The following is a 21,654-nucleotide window of genomic DNA, read 5'->3' as shown; positions in this document are numbered from 1 at the left end:
ACCATGAATACACCCAACAGCAGCAATCCGCCGGTGACGCCGGTCCACGCGAAGCACAATCGCCAGGGCGCCTACGCCGCGGCGCGCATCGCGGTCAACCTGCTCAAGCTGCGCATCTTCATCGCGCTGTTCGCGATCATCATCGTGTTCTCGCTGGCCACGGAAAGCTTTCTCTCCACCGGCAACCTGCTCATCATGGCGAAGCACGTCACCGTGGTCGCGATTCTTTCCATCGGCATGACGCTCGTGATCCTCACCGGCGGGATCGATCTGTCGGTCGGGTCGATCGTCGGCATCAGCGGCATGGCGGCGGGCTATCTGCTGCTCGAAGGCGTGAAGATCGGGCATCACGTGGTCTTCTTCAATCCGTGGGGCGTCGCGCTCATCGCCTGTCTGCTTGGCGCGCTGATCGGCGCCGTGAACGGCTATCTCATCACCATGCTCAACGTCGCGCCTTTCATCGCGACGCTCGGCATGCTCTACGTGGTGCGCGGCGCGGCGCTGCTGGTCAACAACGGCAGCACCTTCGCCGACCTCGAAGGCAATCCGGCGCTCGGCAACACGGGTTTCGAGTTCATCGGCAACGGCACGATCCTCGGCCTCTCGATGCCCGTCTGGATCATGATCGTGCTCGCCGCCATCACCATCTTCATCGCCCGCAAGACGCCGCTCGGACGGCGCATCTACGCGATCGGCGGCAATGAGCAGGCCGCGCGCTTCTCGGGCATCCGCACGAATCGCGTGAAGCTGTTCGTGTACATGTTCTCGGGCTTTTGCGCGGCGATTGTCGGGCTGGTCATCACGGCGCAATTGCAGACCGCGCATCCGCTGACCGGCCAGACCTATGAACTGAACGCCATCGCGGCAGTGGTGCTGGGCGGCACCGCGCTGATGGGCGGGCGCGGCACGGTGTTCGGCTCGGTGGTGGGCGCGTGCGTGATCAGCATTCTCGGCGACGGCATGGTGATGTGCGGCATCAGCGATTTCTGGCAGATGGTCATCAAGGGCCTCGTCATCATCTTCGCGGTGGTCGTCGACCAGTTGCAGCAGCGTCTCCAGTCGCGCATGGTGTCGCTCACCGCATGAGGCCCGGACGATGAAGACCATTCTCGCAATCGATCAAGGCACGAGCGGCACCAAGGCGCTCATCTTCGACAACGAAGGCCACGTGCATGCGCGCGGTTTCGCGCCGGTGACTTGCGACACGCCGCGCACGGGTTTCGTCGAGCAGGATGCGAATGCGTTGTATGAGTCGGTGCTCGTGGCGGTGCGCCAATGCCTGAGCGGATATCAAGGTGAGATCGCCGGGATCGGCATCTCGAACCAGCGCGAGACGGTCGTGCTCTGGGACCGGCAGGGCGAGCCCATCGTGCCGGCGGTGTCGTGGCAGTGCCAGCGCTCGCTCGGCATCTGCGAACGCATGAAGGGCGACGGGCTCGCGCCTTTGATCGCGCGGAAGACCGGCCTGCTGATCGATCCGTATTTTTCCGGCACCAAGCTCGTCTGGCTCAACGAGAACGATGAACGCGTCCGCGCGCGCATCGCAGCGGGCGAGGCGTTCTTCGGCACGGTGGACAGCTGGCTGCTGTACCGGCTGACGAAGGGCGCGGCCTATCGCACCGATTACACCAACGCGTCGCGCACGATGCTGCTCAATCTCGGCGCGCTCGAATGGGATCGCGAACTCGTCGCGCTGTTCGGGCTGGAAGGACTGCGGCTGCCGGAACTGCGGCCCTCGGCCTCCGACTTCGGCTCGACCGATTTCGACGGCCTGCTCGCCCGCCCGCTGCCGATTCTCGCGATGATCGGCGATTCGCACGCGGCCGCTGTCGGCGAAGGATGCCTGCGTCCGGGCGTCGCCAAGGCGACGATGGGCACGGGCTCGTCGATCATGATGAACGTCGGCGCGAAGGCGCACGAACCGGAGCACGGACTCGTGTCCACGCTGTGCTTCGCCATCGGGGAGCGCGTGGATTACGCGCTGGAAGGCATCGTCATCAGCGCGGGTTCCACGCCCGCGTTCCTCAAGGAAAAGCTGCATCTCTTCGACGACTTCGCCCACGCCGAGCAGGCCTTCATCGACTACGACAACGGCGGCGTGTTCCTGATTCCGGCGTTCTCGGGCATCGGCTGTCCGCACTGGAAGTATCCGGGCGGGGCGCAGATCGTCGGGCTGAATTTCTCGACGTCGTGGCAGCACGTGGCGCGCGCGGCGTATGAATCCATCGTGTATCAGATCAAGGACGTCATCACGGTCATGGAACAGGCCGCCGATGTGCCGCTCGCCGAACTGTATCTCGACGGCGGCCTGACGCAGCGGCCGTTCCTGTTGCAATACCTGTCCGACACGCTGGACCGGCCCGTCAGCACGCTCGCCGTCAGCGAGATCTCGGCGGCGGGCGCGGCGGCGCTGGCGGGATGTCAGGCGGGACTGGCGGAATCGCTGGATGCGTATCAGGCCAAGCGCGTGGTGGCGCGGCGCGTGGAGCCGGGAAGCGGCGTCGCGGCGGCCGCGGACAATCATGCGCAATGGCTGCGCTGGATCAATCGACTTTGAAAACCTGGGAGTAGGGAACGTGACTTATCAAGCCAAGCGGTTCGAAGGCAAGGTCGTGGTCGTGACCGGCGGCAGCCGGGGTATCGGACTGGCCATCGCGGAGCGGTTCGCGCGGGAAGGCGCCAAAGTCTGCGTGACCGCGAACGAGAAAAGCGTTCACGATGCCGCCGCGCACCTGCGGGAAGCAGGCTTCGAGGCGCTGGCCGTCGAGATGGACGTGACGGACAAGCAGCAGGTCGTGGCGCTCTACGAGGAAGTGGCGGCCACCTTCGGCGAGGTGGACGTGTCGGTGCAGAATGCGGGCGTCATCACCATCGCGAAGCTGCCGGAACTGACCGAAGGCGAGTGGGACAAGGTCATGGCCGTGAATACCAAGGGCGTGTTCCTGTGCTGCCAGGAAGCGGCGACGCGCATGCTGCGGGCGGGCAAGACCGGCAGGCTCATCAATACGGCGTCGGGGCAGGCGCGGCAGGGCTTCGTGTACACGCCGCACTATGCGGCCAGCAAGTTCGGCGTGCTCGGCATCACGCAGAGTCTCGCGAAGGAACTGGCGCCCACCGGCATCACCGTGAACGCGTTCTGCCCGGGCATCATCACCACCGACATGTGGTCGTACAACGACGAAGCCTGGGGCAAGCTGCTCGGCGACTACAAGCCCGGCGAACTGATGGCGGAGTGGGTCGCCAACATTCCGATGAAGCGCGCGGGCAACGGCGCGGACGTGGCCGGACTCGTGACCTTCCTCGCTTCGGAAGACGCGGCGTACATCACCGGCCAGACCGTCAACGTCGACGGCGGCATGTTCATGTCCTGAGCATGCCAACCGGCGGCAGGAGCGCGATGCTCAGACCGGCAGCGCGCTCAGCTTGGCGATGGTGTCGGCGCAGGCATGCGCGGCCTCGGCGCCCTTCACAAGGAAATGCTCGCTGAAGAAGCGGACGTGCTCTTCGCCGTGATGGAAGTGATGCGGAGTCAGGACCGCGGAGAACACCGGCGTGCCGGTATCGAGCTGGACGCGCATCAGGCCGTCGATGACTGCATGCGCGACGAACTCGTGACGGTAGATGCCGCCGTCGACCACGAGTCCCGCCGCCACGATGCCCGCATAGCGTCCGCTTTGCGCGAGATGCTTGGCGTGCAGCGGGATTTCGAAGGCGCCCGCCACTTCATGAAGATCGATGTCCTCACGCGTATAGCCCTTCGTGAGCATGGCCTCGATGAAGGCGGTCTTGCATTGATCGACGATGTCGCGATGCCAGCAAGCCTGGACGAAGGCGACGCGCGGACGGTTGGAACCTGCGGAAGAGACAGCCTGTGCTTCGATGGAGTGATTCATGTTCATGGACTTCAGCCTGTTTGGTGTGAACAGGGCGAAGGACAGCCGTTAGCCCCCGCACGCGCGCAGCGTGACGAAGGGCGGCGCGAGCCGTCCTGTTCTCTTTCATCCGGACTATACCGTCGGCCCCGGAATCCAACCGGGTCTGCTGACCTCGCCGGTGCGCCGGGTCCAATGGGATTGGACAGGCAGAACAACCGGTGAGCGCTCGCGGGCTACGTCTCCCGCAACAGGAAACGATTACCGCCGGTGGGGAATCGCACCCCGCCCCGAGAACGTGTTCCCCGAAAGAATCGAGATTCGGGAAACGAGGCGTACCTTATCATGATCCGCGTGCGTGCGCCGGATGCCCCTTGGGCTTATCGGGCTTCGTTTTGCCGGATCGGCCACACAAATCGGACGACAATCCGGCTGCTTTCACGCGTCTTTCACATCCCTACGGCAAGCTCGCGGGTTTCTGACAAGCCTGCTTACTTTCTCCGTCCGGGATCAACCTGTGTATAGCAAGATCGCCCTGAGCACCACACTGCCACTGCTGATTGCGCTTGCCGCTTGCGGCGGCAATTCGACGACCCCGACCGCGAACGGGGCCGCCGCTACCGATACGGCTTCCGCGCCCGTCAGCGCTTCGACGCCCGCGAGCGCATCGTCGCCCGTCGAGGCCTCCGCGCCGACCGAAGCCTCCGCGCCCACCTCGGCTTCGTCCCCCGGAGTCTCGACGCCGCCGCAAGCCGGCCAATGGGCCGCCGCGAGCGCGGGCCAGATGCTCGACGTCACGCTCGGCGAACTGCATCCGACGCAGGCCGCGCTCGGCTACGACCAGATCTACTACAAGCTCGGCCGTTACGAGGCGGATCCGACCAAGAAGTTCGATGACTTCTGCGCCGACGAAGGTCTCGACAGCCTGGCGACGGACGGTTCGTCGGCCAGTTCGAAGCTGACCGATTCCACCAGCTTCACCTGCACGACCACCTACACCGCCCAGCGCGACACGACCGTCCTCAACCCGGTCGTGATCGGCCCGAACGGCGACTCGCTGTATCTGACCGACGGCCATCATGGTCTCTCGACCTACTACGAAGTCCCCGACGGCGGTCCGACGCTGCATGTGCATGTCATCGTGAAGGACAACCTGAGCGCGTACTCGGGCACGACGTTCTGGTCGGAGATGCAGAACCGCGGCTACACGCGCCTGAAGGACGCCAACGGCGCGCCCATCGCGGCGGCGCAGTTGCCCACCGGTCTCGGCCTGAAGCAGGGCATGCAGAACGACGTGTACCGCTCGCTGGTGTATTTCACGCGTGACATCGGCTATGGCAAGCCCACGCCGTCCACCGATTTCCTCGAGTTCTACTGGGCCGACTGGCTGCGCGCGAACTTCCCGCTGACCGGCTACACGCTGACCACGCCCGGCGCGACCGATCCGGATCCCGCAACCGCCGGTAGCGGCTATCTCAACGCGGTGTGGAATGCTTCGCTGAAGATGGTCGCGACGACGGATCCCGTCATCGACGGCAAGACTGGCAAGGACCTCGGCCGGCTCGACGCGATCAATGCGGGCAAGAAGTACAGCAAGGGCGAGTTCGGCGATTTGCTGAAGCCGCTCAGTGCTTCGAAGCCGGGCAAGCTGGCCTATGCGCTCGACTACAAGACGCGTAACGGGCTGAAGTAAGGATGCGCGCGGCGGTCCGGCCAGGACGGCGCCGCGCATCAGGCTTCCCGAACCACTGGCGGGGCTGCGCGCCAGTCCAGCAAGGACCGCCGCCGCTTCTTCACGCGCGCCGCGAGCGGCACCGACCAGTTGTGCGGCCAATGGATGCCATGCGCGAAGTGTGACTTGCTGTAGAACGTGATGTCGTTGAAGCCGGCGTTGACCAGTTGCCTGATGAGGTCGTGCCGTACGAAACGCCGCATCTCGAGTGTGCTGCCCGGCCCGCCGTGAAAACACAGGTCTTCGAAGACCTCACGTCTGCCATCGACGGTGGTGTTGTGGAGCACCCACTTGTCGCCATCCGGATTCTCGAGATGCCAGTCGTGCAGGTTGGGAAACCATTCGATGGTGTCGGGTTGCGAGGCGTCGCCGGTACCGAACGGCACCGACATGACGAATACGCCGTTGTGTTTCAACAGGCGGCGGGCATTTTCAAAGGCCCTGGACACAGGCGGCGCCACGTGTTCGAAGACGTCCGTCGATACGATGAAATCGAGCGTTCCTTCCATTGAAGGATCGATCTTCGTGATGTCGAGGAACGGCTCCTGATGGTAGAAGGTATTCGTGTACCGAAGCTTGTGCATGAGCCGGTTCACATAGACGTCCCAGCAACTCATCCCGATGCCGACGATGTCGGGGCGCGGCGGCCATATCTCGTCGATGGTCAGGCTTTTGCCGAAGAGTTCGGTCGTGAGTACCTGAACGATCGAGCGCATCCGCACGGTCGAACCGCACGACGAGCAACTCGGCTCTTCCCGCGTGAGGCGTGATTTTTCCACCTCATTGGCAGTCCCGCAAATATTGCAGGCGAACTGGATGCGCTGTTGATTCGAGTCGCTCATGGGCAGTCGATCTCGCAACGGTGGATACCAGCGCAGATAGTAGCGCATCAGATCGCACGAGACGAGACGAATACCGCGCGTCAACGCCTCCCTTCAATGCGAAATGCTCTCCAGCGACTTCCCGAGCGTGCGGGGTCCCATCAGCCCGATGGCGAGAATCACGAGCGTCATCGCCCCGGCGATGAACACGAAGACGCCCGTGACGCCGAACTCCTTCAGCGTGAACGCGATCACGAACGAACTGAACACCGCCGACAGCCGGCTCCATGAATACACGAAGCCCACGGCGCGCGCGCGGATGGCGGTCGGATAAAGCTCCTGCTGATAGGCGTGATACGTGAACGAGATGATGTTGCCCGCCAGCGTCAGCAACACGCCGAGCACGACGATGAACGGCGCCGACGACGTCTGGCTGAACAACAGCCCGCTCACGATGTTGAGCGCCGCCATGGCGACGATGACATGCTTGCGCTCGAAGCGGTCCGCGATCAGATAGCCGAGCAGCGGGCCGAGCGGCGCCGCGAGTCCGATGATCGTGGTGTACAGCAGGCTCGACGTCACCGTGATGCCCTGCTTGACGAGCAGCGTCGGCACCCAGTTGGCGAAGCCATAGAAGCCCACTGTCTGGAAGATGTGGAACAGGATCAGCATGGCCGTGCGCCGGCGATACGGCGCTCTCCACATGTCCGCGAAACCGGCACGGCGCGCGACCGGCTCGGGTGCGCCCGGCGGCGGCAACGCTGCGCCGTGCTGCCGCGCCACGGTGGCTTCGAGGGTTTTCAGCACGGCATCGGCCTCGTCGATGCGGCCCTTGCTCGCGAGCCAGCGCGGGCTTTCCGGCAAGTTGCGCCGGAAATACCAGACGAACAGCGCGCTCACGCCGCCCAGCAGCGCGACCCAGCGCCAGCCGTCGAGCCCGAACGGCGCGCGCGGCACGAGCAGCCAGGAGCAGAACGCCACGACCGGCACCGCTGAAAAGCCTACCGCCTGGCACACAGCGAAGGCGCGGCCGCGCAGATGCTTGGGCGCGAGCTCGGAGAGATAAGTGCCGATCGTGACCAGCTCGACGCCGATGCCGAGTCCGGACACGAAGCGCCAGAAGTTGAGGCCGCCGGCGCTGTCCTGGAAGGCCATGACCGTATTGGCGGCGACGTACCAGAGCATGGAATACGTGAAGATCGCGCGGCGGCCGAAGCGGTCGGCGAGAAAGCCGCACGCCGCCGTACCGATGAACAGTCCGCAGAACAGCGCCGCAATGAAGCTCGCGACGCCCGAGGTGCCGAACAGGCCGGGCGTGGTCGGGGTGAGCAGGCCGCTCTTCACCAAGCCCGGCGCGATATAGCCGGTGAACAGCAGGTCGTAGAGTTCGAAGAAGAAGCCGAGACTCAGCAGCAGGATCAGCTTCCAGACGGCGCGGGTCGCGGGCAGGCGGTCGAGCCGCGCTGAAATCAGGCCGCCGGGGCCGGGCGGCTCGGTGTCCGCAGCCACGGCCCGAGAAGGCGCGGCATGAAGGGTTTCGTGTAGCGGGGCGCTTTCCGAAATGGCCATGATTGTCTCCAGTCGTTTTTCTGGATGACGCAGGCTCGTATCACTCCGCGCGCGCCTCCATCTCATTGCTGGCCAATCTAGACGGGGCGGCGGCGTGCGAAAAGTGCTGCTTCGGCAGCGGGGGCATCGCAATCGGCGATGTTCTCGTTAACCCTGCGGCTGCGGTTCCGCGCGGACGTGCACGGTCCTGCCGCCCCTGCCACGACGACCGTCCGGCTCAGCGCCGGATCAGCATCGACATCAATGCGCTGCCCGCGCACAGGCCTGCAACGATCGGAAAGATGATGGTCGTGTGACCGGTCGCATCGATGACGTGACCGATGGCCGGCTCGCCGATGCCCGCGAACGCGTACGACATCGTATTGAGCACGCCGGTCGCGGTGCCGGCCGCGCGCCTTCCGAAGAGATCCGGGCACAGCGCCCAGAACGACGAGGCCGGTCCGAACACGAAGAAGCCGCACAGGAACAGCAGCGCCACGCCCAGCAGGCTGCCGTGCGGCACGAACATCATGCAGATGGCGGTGGCGCAGGCGAGCACCATGTACCAGACGATCGCCACATAGCGCTTGCCCTGGAACAGCACGTCGGAGATCCAGCTGTTCGACAGCGAGCCGAGCGCCATGCCGACCGGCAACGCGATGGTGATCCACTTCGGATCGATCAGCGAGGACGAGGTCTTCCAGTCCATGCCGAGGAAATGCACCGGCACCCACACGACGAGTGCATAGCGCGCCGCGTTCTGCAGACCGATGGCGAGTCCCGTGATGTACAGCTTCCAGTTGCCGAGCACGAGCCGGTAGCGTTGCGCGCTGCTCAGGTCGTCGCCGGGAGAGGCGGGTGCAGCGGACGATTCTGCGGCAGGCAAGTGCTTGTCTTCGGGGCGCTCCGCGACGAAGCACAGCAGCACGAGCGCGCCGAGCAGCATCGAGAGCGGCGCGAGCCGGAAGATCCACACCCAGCCGAGATGCAGCGTGCCCAGGATCAGCACAGGCAGGATGTACGCGAGCACCGACGAGAATCCCGAGAAGCCCACGTACACGCCGTACACGAAGCCGCGATGGCGGTCGTCCCACCAGTTCGAGAGCAGGCGGCTGCCGGGGGCGAAACCCATCGACTGGAAGAAGCCGTTCAGGCCCCACGCGAGCAGGAAGAACACGAAGCCGTGGCCGAAGCTGAACAGCCAGTTCGCCGCGAGCGACAGCACCGCGCCCGCGATCATCATGGTCTTGCCGCCGAGCTTGTCGCCGAGATTGCCGTTGACGAACTGCCCGCCCGCATAGCACCAGAGCATGGTCGCGCTGATCCAGCCGAGCTCGTATTTCGACAGCCCGAAGTCGTGCTGGATGCCGGCGACCGCGAAGCCGAGCGTCTGCCGCCCGGTGTAATAGAACAGATAGCAGAAGGTCACGCCGATCAGCGCGCGCCAGCGATATTGCGCGCGCGTCGTTTCGTGGCGCGATAGTTGGTAATCCAGAACGTCGGGCGTATCAGAGGGCATGGTGTCTCCTGGTGGGCGCGATTCTGTGTCGCGCTCGTCGGGTGATATCAGGCGAGGTGATTGAGGGCGAGGTCGAAGGCGTCGAAGTTGCGCAGCCGGCGGCTTGCATCGATACCGCTCAGCCTGCGGTTGAAGAGCATCGGCACCTGTTGCTCCGATGCCCCGCCGTGCGAGCGCAACGGCACGGTAAGACCCGACAGATCGTGCTTGTCGGCGGCGCTGCCGAGCACGGTCAGGCGTTCACCGAGCACGACCAGATCGCCGATGCGGTCCGGCGGCAATTCGAACCGCTCGCAGGCCTGCGCGCGCGTGAGCACCGCACTGACGCCCGCGAGACCGGCCAGGAATTCCGTCACGTCGCGCTGCGGCGCGCGCTCGCCGAGATACACGGTCGCGTACGAACCCAGCGCGCCGTGATGCACGACGTAGGGATCGGTGATCGGCAGGATCACGCGGGCGGCGTCGGCGCCGAAGCGGGCATCGAGCCGGTCCTGCAGGAAGACGATGCGCGGGCGGCCGAGCGCATCGGTCTTCGCGTTCATGCCGTGATCGGCGGTGATCGCGAGCACCGCGCCGGCGTCGTGGTACTGCGCGAAGTAGCGGTCCATCATCGCGTAGAAGGCATTGGCCTCCGGCGTGCCGGGCGCGTGCTTGTGTTGCACGTAATCGGTGGTCGAGAGATACATGAGATCCGGGCGCTCATGCTGGAGCAGCGACAGCCCGGCCGCGAACACAAATTCCGACAGCTCCGCGCTGTACACCGAAGGCAAGCTCATGCCGGTCCGCTCGATCATGCCGGTCACGCCGTGCACCTCGATATCGAGCTGATCGGCCTTTTCCGCCGAGAAACAGATGCCGTGCAAACCGTGACCCAGCAGCGCGCGCAGCTTGTCCTTCGCCGTCACGACGGCCACGCGCTGTCCCGCGCGCGCCATCTCCGCGAGCAGGGTCGGGGCGCGCAGGTACTTCGGGTCGTTCATCAGCACTTCGGTGCGGGTTTCCTCGTCGAAGAAGAAGTTGCCGCAGATGCCGTGCACCGAAGGCGGCGCGCCGGTGACGATCGACAGGTTGTTCGGGTTGGTGAACGACGGCAGCACGCAGTCGCCGGTCAGCACGGTGCCGGTGTCGGCGAGCCGCGCGAGGAACGGCGCCGCGCCCGCGAGGATGGCCTGGTTGATGTATTCCTGCTCGCAGCCGTCGACGCACACCACGATGGTCGGCGCCGCAGGCATCTGATAGGAACGGGAGTTGACAATGATCGGGGAGGACATGAGCGCACCTTGTCTGGTTGAGTCGGTTCCCAGCGTAAGATGAGCGTTTCGCTCACACAATCGAAATAAAGACGCTATATCTGTCAGTAAAAATCACATATGCGATCCAAGCTTCCTCCTCTCAATGCGCTGCGTGTGTTCGAAGTCGCCGCGCGCGCGGGCAGTTATTCGGCGGCGGCGCGCGAGCTCAACCTGACGCACGGCGCGGTCAGCCGGCACATTGCGATCCTTGAGGAGTGGCTCGGCCAGCCGTTGTTCGCGCGTGAAGGGCAGAGCATGGCGGCGTCGCCGCATGCGCGGGCGTTCGCGCGGGAAATCAGCGCGGCGTTCGACCATATCGCCGATGCCGCCGAGCGCTACGGCCGCGATCATCGCGTGAAGGTGATCCGGGTGAGCGCGTCGGCGACCGTGGCGATGCGCTGGCTGATTCCGCGGCTGCCGCGTTTCGCTGAGCGTCATCCGGACGTGGACGTGCGCGTGTCCACCGCGATGTCCACCGAACCCGCGTTGCGCGGCAGTTTCGATCTGGCGATCCGCCGCTACGTCCCGCCGGGCGGCCAGTTCCAGAGCTGGCCGCTGTTCCGGGAGCGCATGACGGTGATCGCGAGCCCGGCGCTGCTGGAGCGCACGGGTCTGAGCCGTGTCGAAGAGCTGGCCGCCGCGACCTGGCTGACCAGCGAGACGCGTCCGGGCGACTGGGAAGCGTGGCTCGATGCCGCCGGTCACGCCGCGTTGCGCGCGCATCGCATGCTGCGGTTCGATCACTTCTTCGTGACGCTTCAGGCAGTGGTGGACGGGCTGGGTTTTGGCATCGGCCCATTGCCGACGCTCGACGCCGATTGCGCGTCCGGCCGCGTGTGCATGCCGTTTCCGGAACTGACGTCGAACGGCGCGACGTATCACGCGCTGGTGCCGCTGGATGCGGACAAGCCGGTTCACATGCGCGACTTCGTCGACTGGCTGCGGGCGAACGGGGACGAGGAGACGGACGGATAACTACGCCGGGAACGGAGCCACGCTGGACGCGGGTTGTGCCGCAACGGGGTGTTTGGGTCCGTTCATGACGGCCAGGAGCCAGTGTGGATCCGTGGGCTCGATCCATTCGTTATTCCAGGACAGCGCTTTGTGCCGGCCGGCCCATTTGGCCATTTTCTGATCGAACGCGTGGCAGTAGTCGTGTGCCGGGCAGACGAGTCCCGCCAGGGATCGACGACCCAGCAGTTCTCATAGTCCGTCAAGCCCACGTGATCTTGTGCGCTTGCCGGCACGCGGCCGACCAGCGTGAACAAGGCGGGAGAGTAGTCCGTCGGCGTGCTTCGGTAAGTGGCGGACTGAACCTCCGGGACAGTCGCCATGGCGGCGTGCAGGCGGTGAATGCTCTGCATGTCGCCTCTGCGGAACTTGTTGCCCGATTTGATTCCGCCCGAACGAAAGTTGTCGCGGACCACGTTGAAGGACCAGCGCGCGTAGTGCCCGTTGGTGCTGCCGGACAGACTCTGCGTCGGAGCGGCTTGATTGAAGGCGGTGCACGTGACCAGTCGTTGCGCCTGGCGAGGTTTCCTCCATCATAGATCGTCCTCTTCGATGTAAGACGCCGGTTCGGCGGTCTGGTGGAAGCCGGCGGACCCATTCGACGCGGATGAGCGGCTCGCCTGCGCTGGTTCGATTTCCTGCGTGGCGCGAATACTTTCCCGGCGAAACGAAACATCGCGTGCTCCCTTTACTGTGCGCTCGCGGCACGTGGCGTGCCGGCGAATCGATGGGCAAAACGGCCGACGGCGAGAGCATCAGTATGGATCTGGAGCGTGACCAGGAACGTGACGCGAGCCCGCCGGCACAAAATTTGGCCCTTACACACCGCAAGCCTGCTCATTCCCAACTCATTTTGCCCGCGCAGACTGCGTCCATTGATCGTCGAGGGAGACACCGTCATGGACCATCAAAATCAAGCGGCCTTCCGCTCCTACGTCGAGATCCTGCTCGACCAGTTGCTGCAGCACACCGGCCGGCCGGTGCTGCGCTATCGCGATACCGATATCGACGGCCGCACGCTGCGTGCATCGATCTTCCGTCACGCGCGCGCGCTCGAAACCTTCGGCATCGGACGCGGTTCGCTGGTCGCGCTGTTCGCGCCGAACTGCCCCGACGCGCTCGCCATCCACTACGCGGCCAACCTGCTCGGCGCGGCCTCGATGTTCCTGCCCGCGGCCGCCTCTGTCGATGATCGGGCCGCGTTGCTGAAACGCATCCGCCCCGCGTTGCTCGTCGCGTTCGCGGAGACCGCGCATCTCGTGCCGGAAGATGTGAGCGTGCGGGTCGTGCATATCGGCACGGGCCTGGCCTCCATGCGCCTCGACTTTCGCGCGGCCTTGCAGTCCGCCGCGCCGCTGCCGAGCCGCGCGCGTCCCTGCGATCTCGCCATGGTGGCGTCGTCGGGCGGCTCGACCGGCGTGCCGAAAGCCAGCCTGCGCAGCTTCGCCGCGTATTCGGCGATGGTCGGCGCCACGCCTGCGCCGCAGCGCCGCCAGCTGGTCAACGGCGCGCTGGCCTATCTGTCGCAAGTGCTCGTCGATCAGACGCTGACGGGCGGCGGCACGGTGATCCTGCGCCCCGGCTTCGACGCCGCCGACACGCTCGCGACCATCGAAGCCGAACGCATCACCGACCTGCTGCTGGTCGAACCGCAACTGTTCGAGACGATGGATCATCCGGACGCGCGCACCCGCGACCTGTCTTCGCTGCGCTCGATCGTGCATATCGGCGGTTCGGCGCCGGCCGTCCTGCTGCGGCGCGCGCTCGCACGCTTCGGTCCGGTGCTCACGCACATGTACGGCGCAAGCGAGGCCGGTCTCGTTAGCGCGCTGACGCCGTCAGACTATCTCCCCCATCCCGCCGCGCTGGAAAGCTCGGGGCGCGTGCGCAACGGCGTCGACCTGCGCCTGCGCCGTGCCGACGGCTTGCTGGCGGCGCCGGGCGAAAGCGGCCGCATCGAGGTGAAGTCGGCTTCGGTGGCGCAGGGCTATCGCAACCAGCCGGTCGACTCGGCGCTCAAGTTCTGCGGCGGCTGGTGCATGACCGGCGACGTCGGCATGGTCGACGCGCAGGGTTTTCTGCATGTGCTCGGCCGCGCGACGGAGGTCATCGACATGGGCGGCGTGCCGTTCGGACCCGCTCAGATCGAAGCCTCGCTGTGCGCGTTGCATCAGGTGCGCTACGCCGTGGCGGTGTCGAATGACTATCCCGCTTCCAGCAAGGTATGGAATGTCCTCGTGATGCCGTGGCCCGGCCTGTCACTGAATCTCGCGTTGTGCCGGCGGGCGATCGAGCTGAACTGCGGCCGGCAGGTCGCGGAGGCCGTGCACCTGATGACGGCGCCGCGCGTGCCGCTCACCGAGCAGGGCAAGGTGGATCGCGGCGCGATCCGCCGCCTGGCGCTGGCCGTGCCGGACGACACGATGCCGGGGCAGGAAGCCGCGCTCGGTGCATGAGCGCCGGAGCTAGCGATCGAACTCGCGGGTCTGTTCGGCTTCTTCAAAGATCGCCCCGAAGCGCGTGGGCACGACCACGACGGAGCGGCCGGCGGGATCGTAGATATCCGTCAGCGCGAACGCCTCCGCGATGATCGCTTCCACGTCCTGACGCAGCATCGTCACGTCGAAGGAAAGGTGCGCTGCGAACGGATCCCAGTCAAAGCAGCCGACCACCAGCGAACGCCACGCCTCGGCAGGCAGTGTCGAGGTGAACTGCACGAGCCCTTCGAACGCGGTGATCGAATTCATCAGCAATCCTGCTGGCAGCCGGCCCAGCGCCGCCTGGCGCGCCGCCAGCGCGCGGCGCGCGGCGGCGGCGTTGTAGCCGCAGGAATCGACGGCATCCGCGGCGGGCTCGATGCCGCGCGCGGCGAAAGCGTCGCGGAAGCCGGCGATGCGTGAATCGGTGGCGTATTCGCCGGGAATGCCGCCGAGCAGCACCAGCTCGTGCGGCGACTTGCCTTGCGCGAGCAGTTTGTCGAGCAGCACGTCGGTGATCGCGCGCGCGCCGCCGCGATTGTCCGACACGACCGACGGCGCGCCGTCGCCCGGCAGGTCGAGGTTGATTGACGGCACGCCCGCCGCCGCGCAGCGCTCGTTCAGCGGCGCCGGATTGCGCACCCCCGCGATGAACAGCAGTTCCACGCGTTGCGCGAGCAGCGTTTCGGTGACGCTGATTTCCACGGCCGGGTCGCGCTGCGTGCCGACCACGATCGGACACAGGCCGCGATTGCGCGCCTGATCTTCAAACGTCTGCGCGAGCCCCGCGAAGAAGCGGTTGCGATAGTGCGGCAGCACCATGCCCGCCAGCCCCGAGCGTGACAACCTCAGGCCGCGCGCCTTCAGATTGACGTTGTAGCCGAGCTTGCGCGCGCTTTCGAGCACGCGCTGCGCGGTTTCCTCCTTGATGCGATAACGCGTCCACGTGCCGTTCAGCACCATGCTGACCGTCGAGGTGGATGAACCCGTGGCGCGGGCGATATCGTAGATCGTCGATTTTCTTGCGGGCTTGTGACTGGCCATCAGGCTGACTCCAGGCGCGTGCTTGTCCGGACGGTACGGGCAAGGCAGAACTCGGATTCTTTAGGGTTTGTCCGAGTCGACCGCCTTGCTGAATAGATTCAGCATACCTCAGCCCGAACTGCTGAATGGATTTAGCAAAAACTTCAGCAGGCGGCGCGGCAGCACGGCAAGCGGAGTTCCGACCAACCCGACCGGGCGTCCGCCTGACATGCGGCGGAAGTCCTCCGCAGGAGACAAGTCCATGAAACTGTTTCGCGCATGGTGTGCAGGCGTGGCCTCGGTTGCGCTGATGCTGGCGGCCGTCCCGGCCTCGGCATCGCCGGATCAGCCGGTGATCGGCGTGGTGGTGAAGATCGGCGGGATTCCGTGGTTCAACGCGATGGACGCGGGCATCAAGAAGCGCGCCGCGCAACTCGGCGTCAAGGCCTTCATGATCGGGCCGACCAGCGCCGATCCCGCGCTCCAGGTGCGGGCCATCGAAGATCTGATCGCGCAGAAGGTGGATGTGATCGGCGTCGTGCCGAACGATGCCGAAGTGCTCGAACCGGTGCTGCAACGGGCGCGCGCGGCGGGCATCAAGGTCATCACGCATGAATCGCCGAAACAGCAGAACGCCGACTGGGACTTCGAGCTGGCGTCCGTGAAGGGCTTCGGCGAGGCTTATGCGAAGCGTCTCGGCGAGGCGCTCGGCGGCAAGGGTGAATACGCGGTGTTCGTCGGCTCGCTCACGGTGCCGCTGCACAACGCCTGGGCCGATGCGGCGAACGCCTACATCAAGGCGAACTATCCGGGCATGACGCTGGTGGGCGATCGTTACGGCGTGGCGGAAGACGTCGATGCGTCGCGCAAGACCGCGCTCGACCTGATGCGCGCGCATCCCAACCTGAAGGCGATCCTCGCGTTCGGCAGCCAGGGCCCGATCGGCGCGGCGCGCGCAGTGCAGGAAAAGCAGATGAAGGGCAAGGTGCTGGTGCTCGGGCCGTTCTCGCCAGGACAGGGGCGGCGGCTGGTTCACGACGGCGTGCTGACCGGCGGCTACATGTGGAATCCGGAACAGGCGGGCGAAGTGTTCGTGACGCTCGGCACGATGGTCGCGAAGGGCCAGCCGGTGAAGGACGGCACGAATATTCCGGGACTGGGCGTCGTGCATCCTGACGGCCACAACCTGATCGTCGATCAACTCGTGGACCTGAACGAGAAGACCGTCGACGATCTCGCCAAAACCGGCCTCTGAACGCGCCCAGCCGCCGCGCCCATGAACCCGACCGCCGCCGACGCGCGCACGCCCCTGCTGAAGCTCGACGCCATCTCGAAGGATTTTGGCGGCGTGCGGGCGTTGCGCTCCGTGCAGTTCGACGTGCTGCCGGGCGAAGTCCTGTGCCTCGCGGGCGAGAACGGCTGCGGCAAGAGCACGCTCATCAAGATCATCAACGGCGTGTATCAGCCCGAGGCCGGCGCGCAGATGCTGATGGACGGCGAGTCCATCCTGGGCCTCGATCCGGCGAAGGCGCGCGACCTCGGCATCCAGGTGATCTGGCAGGATCTCGCGCTGTTCCCGGAGATGACGGTGGCCGAGAACATCGCCTTCGAGCAGAACCTCGGCGGGTGGCCGCGTCTCGTCGATTACGGCAGGATGAAGCAGGCTGCGCGGCGCATTCTGGAGCGGCTCGGCGTGACGCTCGATCTGGGCCGGTCGGTGCGCGCGCTGTCGATTGCGCAGCGGCAGATCGTGGCCATTGCCCGCGCGCTGGTGCGCGACGCACGCCTCGTCTTCATGGACGAACCGACCGCCTCGCTGAGTCACGCCGAAACCGGCGCGCTACTCGAGATCGTGCGGCGGCTGTCGGCGGACGGCATTGCCGTGGTGTTCGTCAGCCACCGGCTCGCGGAAGTGCTCGAAGTCTGCACGCGCGTGACCGTGCTGCGCGACGGCCAGTATGTCGGCACCTTTCCCACGCAAGGCATGACGCAGACGTGTCTCACGGAACTGATGACGGGCCGCACCTTCGATTACGCGGTGCGCGCGGCGGATCGTCCGGCGGCGCCCGTGGTGCTGGAGGTGCGGGGCCTGTCGCGCGGGCGCGAGTATCGCGACATCGCGCTCAGCATCTGCCGTGGCGAGATTCTCGGCATCACCGGACGGCTGGGCGCGGGCCGCACCGAGCTGGCGTTGTCGCTGTTCGGCATGACGCGGCCGCGCGCGGGATCGATCCACATGGAAGGCCGGGAAATCGCGCTGCGCTCGAACCGAGATGCGATCCGCGCCGGCATCGCCTATGTCTCCGAAGACCGGCTGCAACTCGGGCTGGTGCAGCCGCAATCGATCGGCGACAACACCGTCGCGGCCGTGCTCGACCGTCTGCTCGATGCCGCGCGCCTGATCTCGGCCCGCCGGCGCGGCGCGCTGATCGACGACTGGATCGGGCAACTCGCCGTGAAGATCGGCCAGCCGGACGACGCGGTGTCCACGCTGTCGGGCGGCAACCAGCAGCGCATCGTGCTGGCGAAGTGGCTCGCCACGAATCCGAAGCTGCTGATCCTCGATTCGCCGACGGTCGGCGTGGACGTGGGCGCGCGCGCCGGCATTTTCGCGATCATCCACAACCTGGCCGCGCAGGGCATGGCGATCCTGCTGATCTCGGACGAGATTCCCGAGGTGTTTTTCAACGCCGACCGCATCCTGCACATGCGCGACGGCCGCATCGCGGGGGAATACGTGCCGGGCAAGACCACGATGGAACACATCGAGCGAGACGTCCATGCCTGACCTGCGCAGACTCGGAATCGGATCGATCGAGGCGCTGCTGCTGCTCGTCATCGTCGCGATGATGATCGGCCTGAGCCTCACGACCAGCACCTTCCTCACGCTCTCCAATCTCTTTGACCTGCTCAACCAGAGCTCGGTCAACATCATCTTCGCCGTGGGCCTGCTGGTGGTGCTGATCGCGGGCGGCATCGACATTTCGTTCGCGGTGGGCGCATCGGTGGCGCAGTATCTGACCGCGCTTACCGTCATGCGGCTCGGCGGCGGCAACTGGGCGCTGGGCTTTCTCGTTGCCGCGTGCTTCGGCTTCCTGCTCGGCGCGATCAACGCGACCATCATCTACCGGTTTCGCATCGTATCGATTGTCGTGACCATCGCCACCTTCAACGTCTTCTTCGGCGGCCTGATGTTCCTGACGGGCGGCGTGTCCATCTACGACCTGCCGGACTGGTGGGTCGAGCGCGTGTCCATCGTCCATGTGGATACGCCCAGCGGCGTCGCTACGCTCGCGCTGCCGGTCGCGGTGATGGCGGCGGCGGTGCTGGCCACCTGGCTGCTCCTGCGCCGCACGACCACCGGCCGCCAGCTCTACGCGATGGGCGACAACCCCGAGGCCGCGCGGCGCGTGGGCGTGAACATCGGCGCGATGCACTATGTGGCGTTCGGCTGGCTCGGCATGATGGCGGGCATCGCGGGACTGATGCAGGCGCACTACGTGCAGGAAGTCGTGCCGAACGCGCTGTACGGCCGCGAACTCGATGTGCTGGCCGCCGTGGTGCTCGGCGGCGCGCGCTTGGGCGGCGGACGCGGCACGATCCTCGGCGCCATTCTCGGCATCCTGCTGACCGCCATCACCGCCAACGGACTGAACCTGCTCGGCATCTCGCCGTATGCGTTCAAGATGATCATCGGCGCGATCATCCTGATTGCGATCACCCTGTCGAGCGGCGGCTTCACGAAGCTGGTCGGCGCGCGTCTGGCGTCGTCGGGCGCGAAGGCGGCGCCATGAAGACGCGTGCTTCCACCGGCGCGTTCGTGTCCGCCGATGTCGCCGGCCTGCTGAGCTTTCTGGTCATCGTGATCGTCGTGATGAGCTTCGCCTCCGAGCGCTTCTTCACGACGAGCACCTTCGTCTCGGTGGCGTTCCAGTTGCCCGAACTCGGCTTCTTCACGCTGGCCATGCTGATGCCGCTCATCTCCGGCGGCTTCAATCTGGCGGTGACGTTCACGGCGAACATTTCGGGCCTGGCGATGGCCTACGTGCTGCACACGCATGGCGGCGCGGACGCGGGCGCCGCCGCCGTGGCGCTCGGCATGGCCGCCGCGCTCGCCACGGGCGCCGCGTCCGGCTGGGTGATGGGCGCGGTCATCGCCCGCACCGGCGCGAGTCCGATCCTCGTCTCGCTCTCGATGATGATTTTCCTGCGCGGCCTCGGCGAATTCCTCACGCGCGGCGGCGACATCTCGGGCTTCCCGCCGTTCGTGCGCGAGATGGGCAACGGCGCGCTGCTGGGCGTGCCGATTCCGCTGTGGATCTTCATCGGCTGCGCGCTGGTCTGGCATGTCGTGATGACACGGTCGCGGCTCGGCTTCGCCACCCGCATGATCGGCTCGAATCTCGAAGCGACACGCTATTCCGGCATCGCCACGACGCGCGCCGTCACGCGCATCTATATGCTGTCGGGGCTGATGTGCGGCGTCGCCGGCATCGTGATGGCCGCGCAGTTCAATTCGGTGCGCGTCGGTCACGGCGAGGCCTTCCTGCTGATCTCGGTGCTGGCGTGCTTTCTCGGCCGCGTCGATCCGTTCGGCGGCTTCGGGCGCGTGGCGCCGGTCGTCATCGCGCTGGTGATCCTGCAGGTGATCGCGTCGGGGCTCAATTTGCTCGGCGCGAACCAGCACCTCGCCACCGCGCTGTGGGGCGTGTTCCTGCTGGTAGTGATGCTCGTCCGCTGGGCCTGGGCCCGCGGCATTTCAAGAACCCGGGTCCGCAGACGCGCGACCGCATCGAAGGGAGTGGCACGATGAACAAGCTTGGCGTACATGCACTGGTCTGGGCGGGCGACCTGACGCCGGAATCGACGCGCAAGGTCATCAGCCAGACCAGGGAGGCCGGTTTCGATCTGGTCGAGCTGTCGCTGCATGGCCCGAAGGTCATGGATCTCGCGCTGACGCGCGATCTGTTGCAGGAGCATGGGCTCGGCATCGGCTGCTCGCGCGGCCTGACCTTCGATGCGGACGTGTCGAACGAAGACCCGGCCATCGTGGCGCGCGGCGTCGCGTTGCTGGAGGAAGGCATCACGATCACTTCGGAACTCGGCGGCGGTTATTTCGGCGGCATCCTGTACGGCGCGATGGCGAAGTACTCGGCCCCGATCACGCAGAAGGGCCGCCGCAATGCGATCGATTCACTGAAGCGCATCGCCGATTTCGCGCTCAAAAAGAACGTGACGCTCGGGCTCGAAGTGGTGAACCGCTACGAGAGCAATCTGCTGAACACGGCCTCGCAGGCGCTGGCGTTCATCGACGAAGTGGATGCGCCCAATGTGGTCGTGCATCTCGACACGTATCACATGAACATCGAGGAATCGGACTTCATGCAGCCGGTCCTGCAATGCGGCAAGCGGCTCGGGTATGTGCATATCGGCGAGAGCAATCGCGGCTATCTCGGTTCGGGTACCATCGACTTTTCGCAGTTCTTTCACGCGCTTGCGATGATCGACTACCAGGGCGTCGTGACCTTCGAGAGTTTCTCGTCGACGGTCGTCAACGAGCAGTTGTCGAACGCGCTCGCGATCTGGCGCAACCTGTGGGACGACGGCATGGACCTTGCGAAACACGCCCGCGCATTCATGGCCGGCGGCATCGACGCCGCGGCAAAGGCCAGGGCGCATCACTGATGATCGACGCAATTTATCTCGAACGCCTGCGACGTCTCGCCGATGCAGGCGGACGCCGCATCCTCGGTCTGGTCGGCGCGCCGGGCGCGGGCAAGTCCACGCTGGCGCAGGCCATTCTCGATGCCTTGCCGGACCAGGCCGTGGTCGTGCCGATGGATGGCTACCATCTCGCCAACGTGGAGCTTCAGCGGCTCGGACGCGCCGGGCGCAAGGGCGCGGAAGACACCTTCGACAGCGCCGGCTATGTCGCGCTGCTGCGGCGGCTGCGTGAACAGCGGCGGGATGAGGTCGTGTATGCGCCGGCGTTCCGGCGCGAGATCGAGGAACCGATCGCCGGGGCGATTCCGGTGCTGCCGGACGTGCCGCTGATCGTGACCGAAGGGAATTACCTGTTGCTCGAACACGGTCACTGGCAGGGCGTGAAGCCGCTGCTCGACGAAGTCTGGTACGTGAATGTCGATCAGAACCTGCGGCGCTCGCGGCTGCTGGCGCGGCACGTGAGCTTCGGCCGCAGCGAGGAGGCGGCGGAACAGTGGGTCAGCCACACCGACGATGTGAATGCCCGGTTGATCGACGCCACCCGCTTGCGCGCCGACGTGCAGTTCAACTGGCCCGCTTCCGGCTGACGCGCTTCAGATGAGCGTGGGCTGTGCTTCTCGCACCGCACCAACGTC

Annotated in this window: 18 protein-coding genes and 1 riboswitch; of the genes, 12 read left to right on the top strand and 6 right to left on the bottom strand. The window is 65.8% G+C overall.

Features of this window, described 5'->3' with window-relative positions:
• Positions 1–3 precede the first annotated feature (3 nt).
• From QCE64_RS25565 to QCE64_RS25555, 3 genes are read left to right on the top strand one after another with little or no spacing between them, the layout of a single operon-like run.
• Positions 4–1,086: an ABC transporter permease gene (locus QCE64_RS25565; protein WP_309817168.1), complete on the top strand. Its 1,083-nt coding sequence runs from the start codon at positions 4–6 to the stop codon at positions 1,084–1,086.
• A gap of 10 nt (positions 1,087–1,096) precedes the next feature.
• Entirely contained in the window at positions 1,097–2,557 is a 1,461-nt protein-coding gene (locus QCE64_RS25560) for an FGGY family carbohydrate kinase (RefSeq protein ID WP_310006906.1), read from the top strand.
• Between the two features lie 19 nt (positions 2,558–2,576).
• On the top strand, positions 2,577–3,371 hold the full coding sequence (locus QCE64_RS25555) for a glucose 1-dehydrogenase (RefSeq protein WP_309924391.1): 795 nt from the start codon (positions 2,577–2,579) through the stop codon (positions 3,369–3,371).
• 30 nt (positions 3,372–3,401) lie between these two features.
• On the opposite strand, the gene QCE64_RS25550 is transcribed toward QCE64_RS25555, so the two are convergent.
• Positions 3,402–3,899, bottom strand: a complete 498-nt coding sequence (locus QCE64_RS25550) for a 6,7-dimethyl-8-ribityllumazine synthase (RefSeq protein ID WP_309924388.1) — start codon at positions 3,897–3,899, stop codon at positions 3,402–3,404.
• 87 nt (positions 3,900–3,986) lie between these two features.
• Positions 3,987–4,174, bottom strand: a riboswitch (FMN riboswitch).
• 215 nt (positions 4,175–4,389) lie between these two features.
• Here QCE64_RS25550 and QCE64_RS25545 point away from each other — a divergent pair.
• A complete protein-coding gene (locus QCE64_RS25545; protein WP_310006904.1) occupies positions 4,390–5,565 on the top strand; it encodes a ParB/Srx family N-terminal domain-containing protein in 1,176 nt (391 codons plus the stop codon).
• Positions 5,566–5,603: 38 nt separating this feature from the next.
• Here QCE64_RS25545 and QCE64_RS25540 read toward each other — a convergent pair whose 3' ends face one another.
• The 4 genes from QCE64_RS25540 to phnA form a co-directional block, all read right to left on the bottom strand.
• Complete coding sequence (locus QCE64_RS25540) at positions 5,604–6,446, bottom strand: methyltransferase domain-containing protein (RefSeq protein WP_309924384.1); 843 nt, start codon at positions 6,444–6,446, stop codon at positions 5,604–5,606.
• A 93-nt stretch (positions 6,447–6,539) separates the two neighbouring features.
• Positions 6,540–7,994 (bottom strand): MFS transporter, encoded by a 1,455-nt coding sequence (locus QCE64_RS25535; protein WP_309924382.1) that lies wholly within the window; start codon positions 7,992–7,994, stop codon positions 6,540–6,542.
• Between the two features lie 217 nt (positions 7,995–8,211).
• Entirely contained in the window at positions 8,212–9,492 is a 1,281-nt protein-coding gene (locus QCE64_RS25530; RefSeq protein WP_309933737.1) for an MFS transporter, read from the bottom strand.
• Positions 9,493–9,539: 47 nt separating this feature from the next.
• Positions 9,540–10,763 (bottom strand): phosphonoacetate hydrolase, encoded by a 1,224-nt coding sequence (gene phnA, locus QCE64_RS25525; protein WP_309924379.1) that lies wholly within the window; start codon positions 10,761–10,763, stop codon positions 9,540–9,542.
• A gap of 99 nt (positions 10,764–10,862) precedes the next feature.
• Between phnA and QCE64_RS25520 the strand changes: the two genes are divergently transcribed.
• Positions 10,863–11,759 (top strand): LysR substrate-binding domain-containing protein, encoded by an 897-nt coding sequence (locus QCE64_RS25520; protein WP_309924377.1) that lies wholly within the window; start codon positions 10,863–10,865, stop codon positions 11,757–11,759.
• A 935-nt stretch (positions 11,760–12,694) separates the two neighbouring features.
• Positions 12,695–14,251: an AMP-binding protein gene (locus tag QCE64_RS25515; RefSeq protein WP_310006902.1), complete on the top strand. Its 1,557-nt coding sequence runs from the start codon at positions 12,695–12,697 to the stop codon at positions 14,249–14,251.
• Between the two features lie 9 nt (positions 14,252–14,260).
• On the opposite strand, the gene QCE64_RS25510 is transcribed toward QCE64_RS25515, so the two are convergent.
• A complete protein-coding gene (locus QCE64_RS25510) occupies positions 14,261–15,316 on the bottom strand; it encodes a substrate-binding domain-containing protein (RefSeq protein ID WP_309924371.1) in 1,056 nt (351 codons plus the stop codon).
• 241 nt (positions 15,317–15,557) lie between these two features.
• Between QCE64_RS25510 and QCE64_RS25505 the strand changes: the two genes are divergently transcribed.
• Genes QCE64_RS25505 through QCE64_RS25480 form a run of 6 tightly spaced genes read left to right on the top strand, consistent with a single transcriptional unit; the run spans position 15,558 to position 21,606 of the window.
• Positions 15,558–16,550, top strand: coding sequence for a substrate-binding domain-containing protein (locus tag QCE64_RS25505; RefSeq protein WP_309817119.1), 993 nt, complete (start codon positions 15,558–15,560; stop codon positions 16,548–16,550).
• Between the two features lie 21 nt (positions 16,551–16,571).
• The gene (locus QCE64_RS25500; protein WP_310006899.1) at positions 16,572–18,083 is read left to right on the top strand and encodes a sugar ABC transporter ATP-binding protein; all 1,512 of its coding nucleotides are present in this window, start codon (positions 16,572–16,574) and stop codon (positions 18,081–18,083) included.
• A complete protein-coding gene (locus QCE64_RS25495) occupies positions 18,076–19,089 on the top strand; it encodes an ABC transporter permease (protein WP_309924364.1) in 1,014 nt (337 codons plus the stop codon). The genes QCE64_RS25500 and QCE64_RS25495 overlap by 8 nt, the downstream gene beginning before the upstream one ends.
• Positions 19,086–20,108 (top strand): ABC transporter permease, encoded by a 1,023-nt coding sequence (locus QCE64_RS25490; protein WP_310006896.1) that lies wholly within the window; start codon positions 19,086–19,088, stop codon positions 20,106–20,108. The genes QCE64_RS25495 and QCE64_RS25490 overlap by 4 nt, the downstream gene beginning before the upstream one ends.
• Positions 20,105–20,980, top strand: a complete 876-nt coding sequence (locus QCE64_RS25485; RefSeq protein ID WP_309924360.1) for a sugar phosphate isomerase/epimerase family protein — start codon at positions 20,105–20,107, stop codon at positions 20,978–20,980. Before QCE64_RS25490 ends, QCE64_RS25485 begins: the two co-directional genes overlap by 4 nt.
• Complete coding sequence (locus tag QCE64_RS25480) at positions 20,980–21,606, top strand: nucleoside/nucleotide kinase family protein (RefSeq protein ID WP_310006894.1); 627 nt, start codon at positions 20,980–20,982, stop codon at positions 21,604–21,606. The genes QCE64_RS25485 and QCE64_RS25480 overlap by 1 nt, the downstream gene beginning before the upstream one ends.
• Positions 21,607–21,654: the final 48 nt, after the last annotated feature.

The sequence above is a fragment of the Caballeronia sp. LZ043 genome (assembly GCF_031451075.1).
In the GTDB taxonomy this organism is placed as follows: domain Bacteria; phylum Pseudomonadota; class Gammaproteobacteria; order Burkholderiales; family Burkholderiaceae; genus Caballeronia.
The sequence above is the reverse complement of the archived record's forward strand: the minus strand, read 5'-3'. Positions and strand labels throughout refer to the sequence as shown.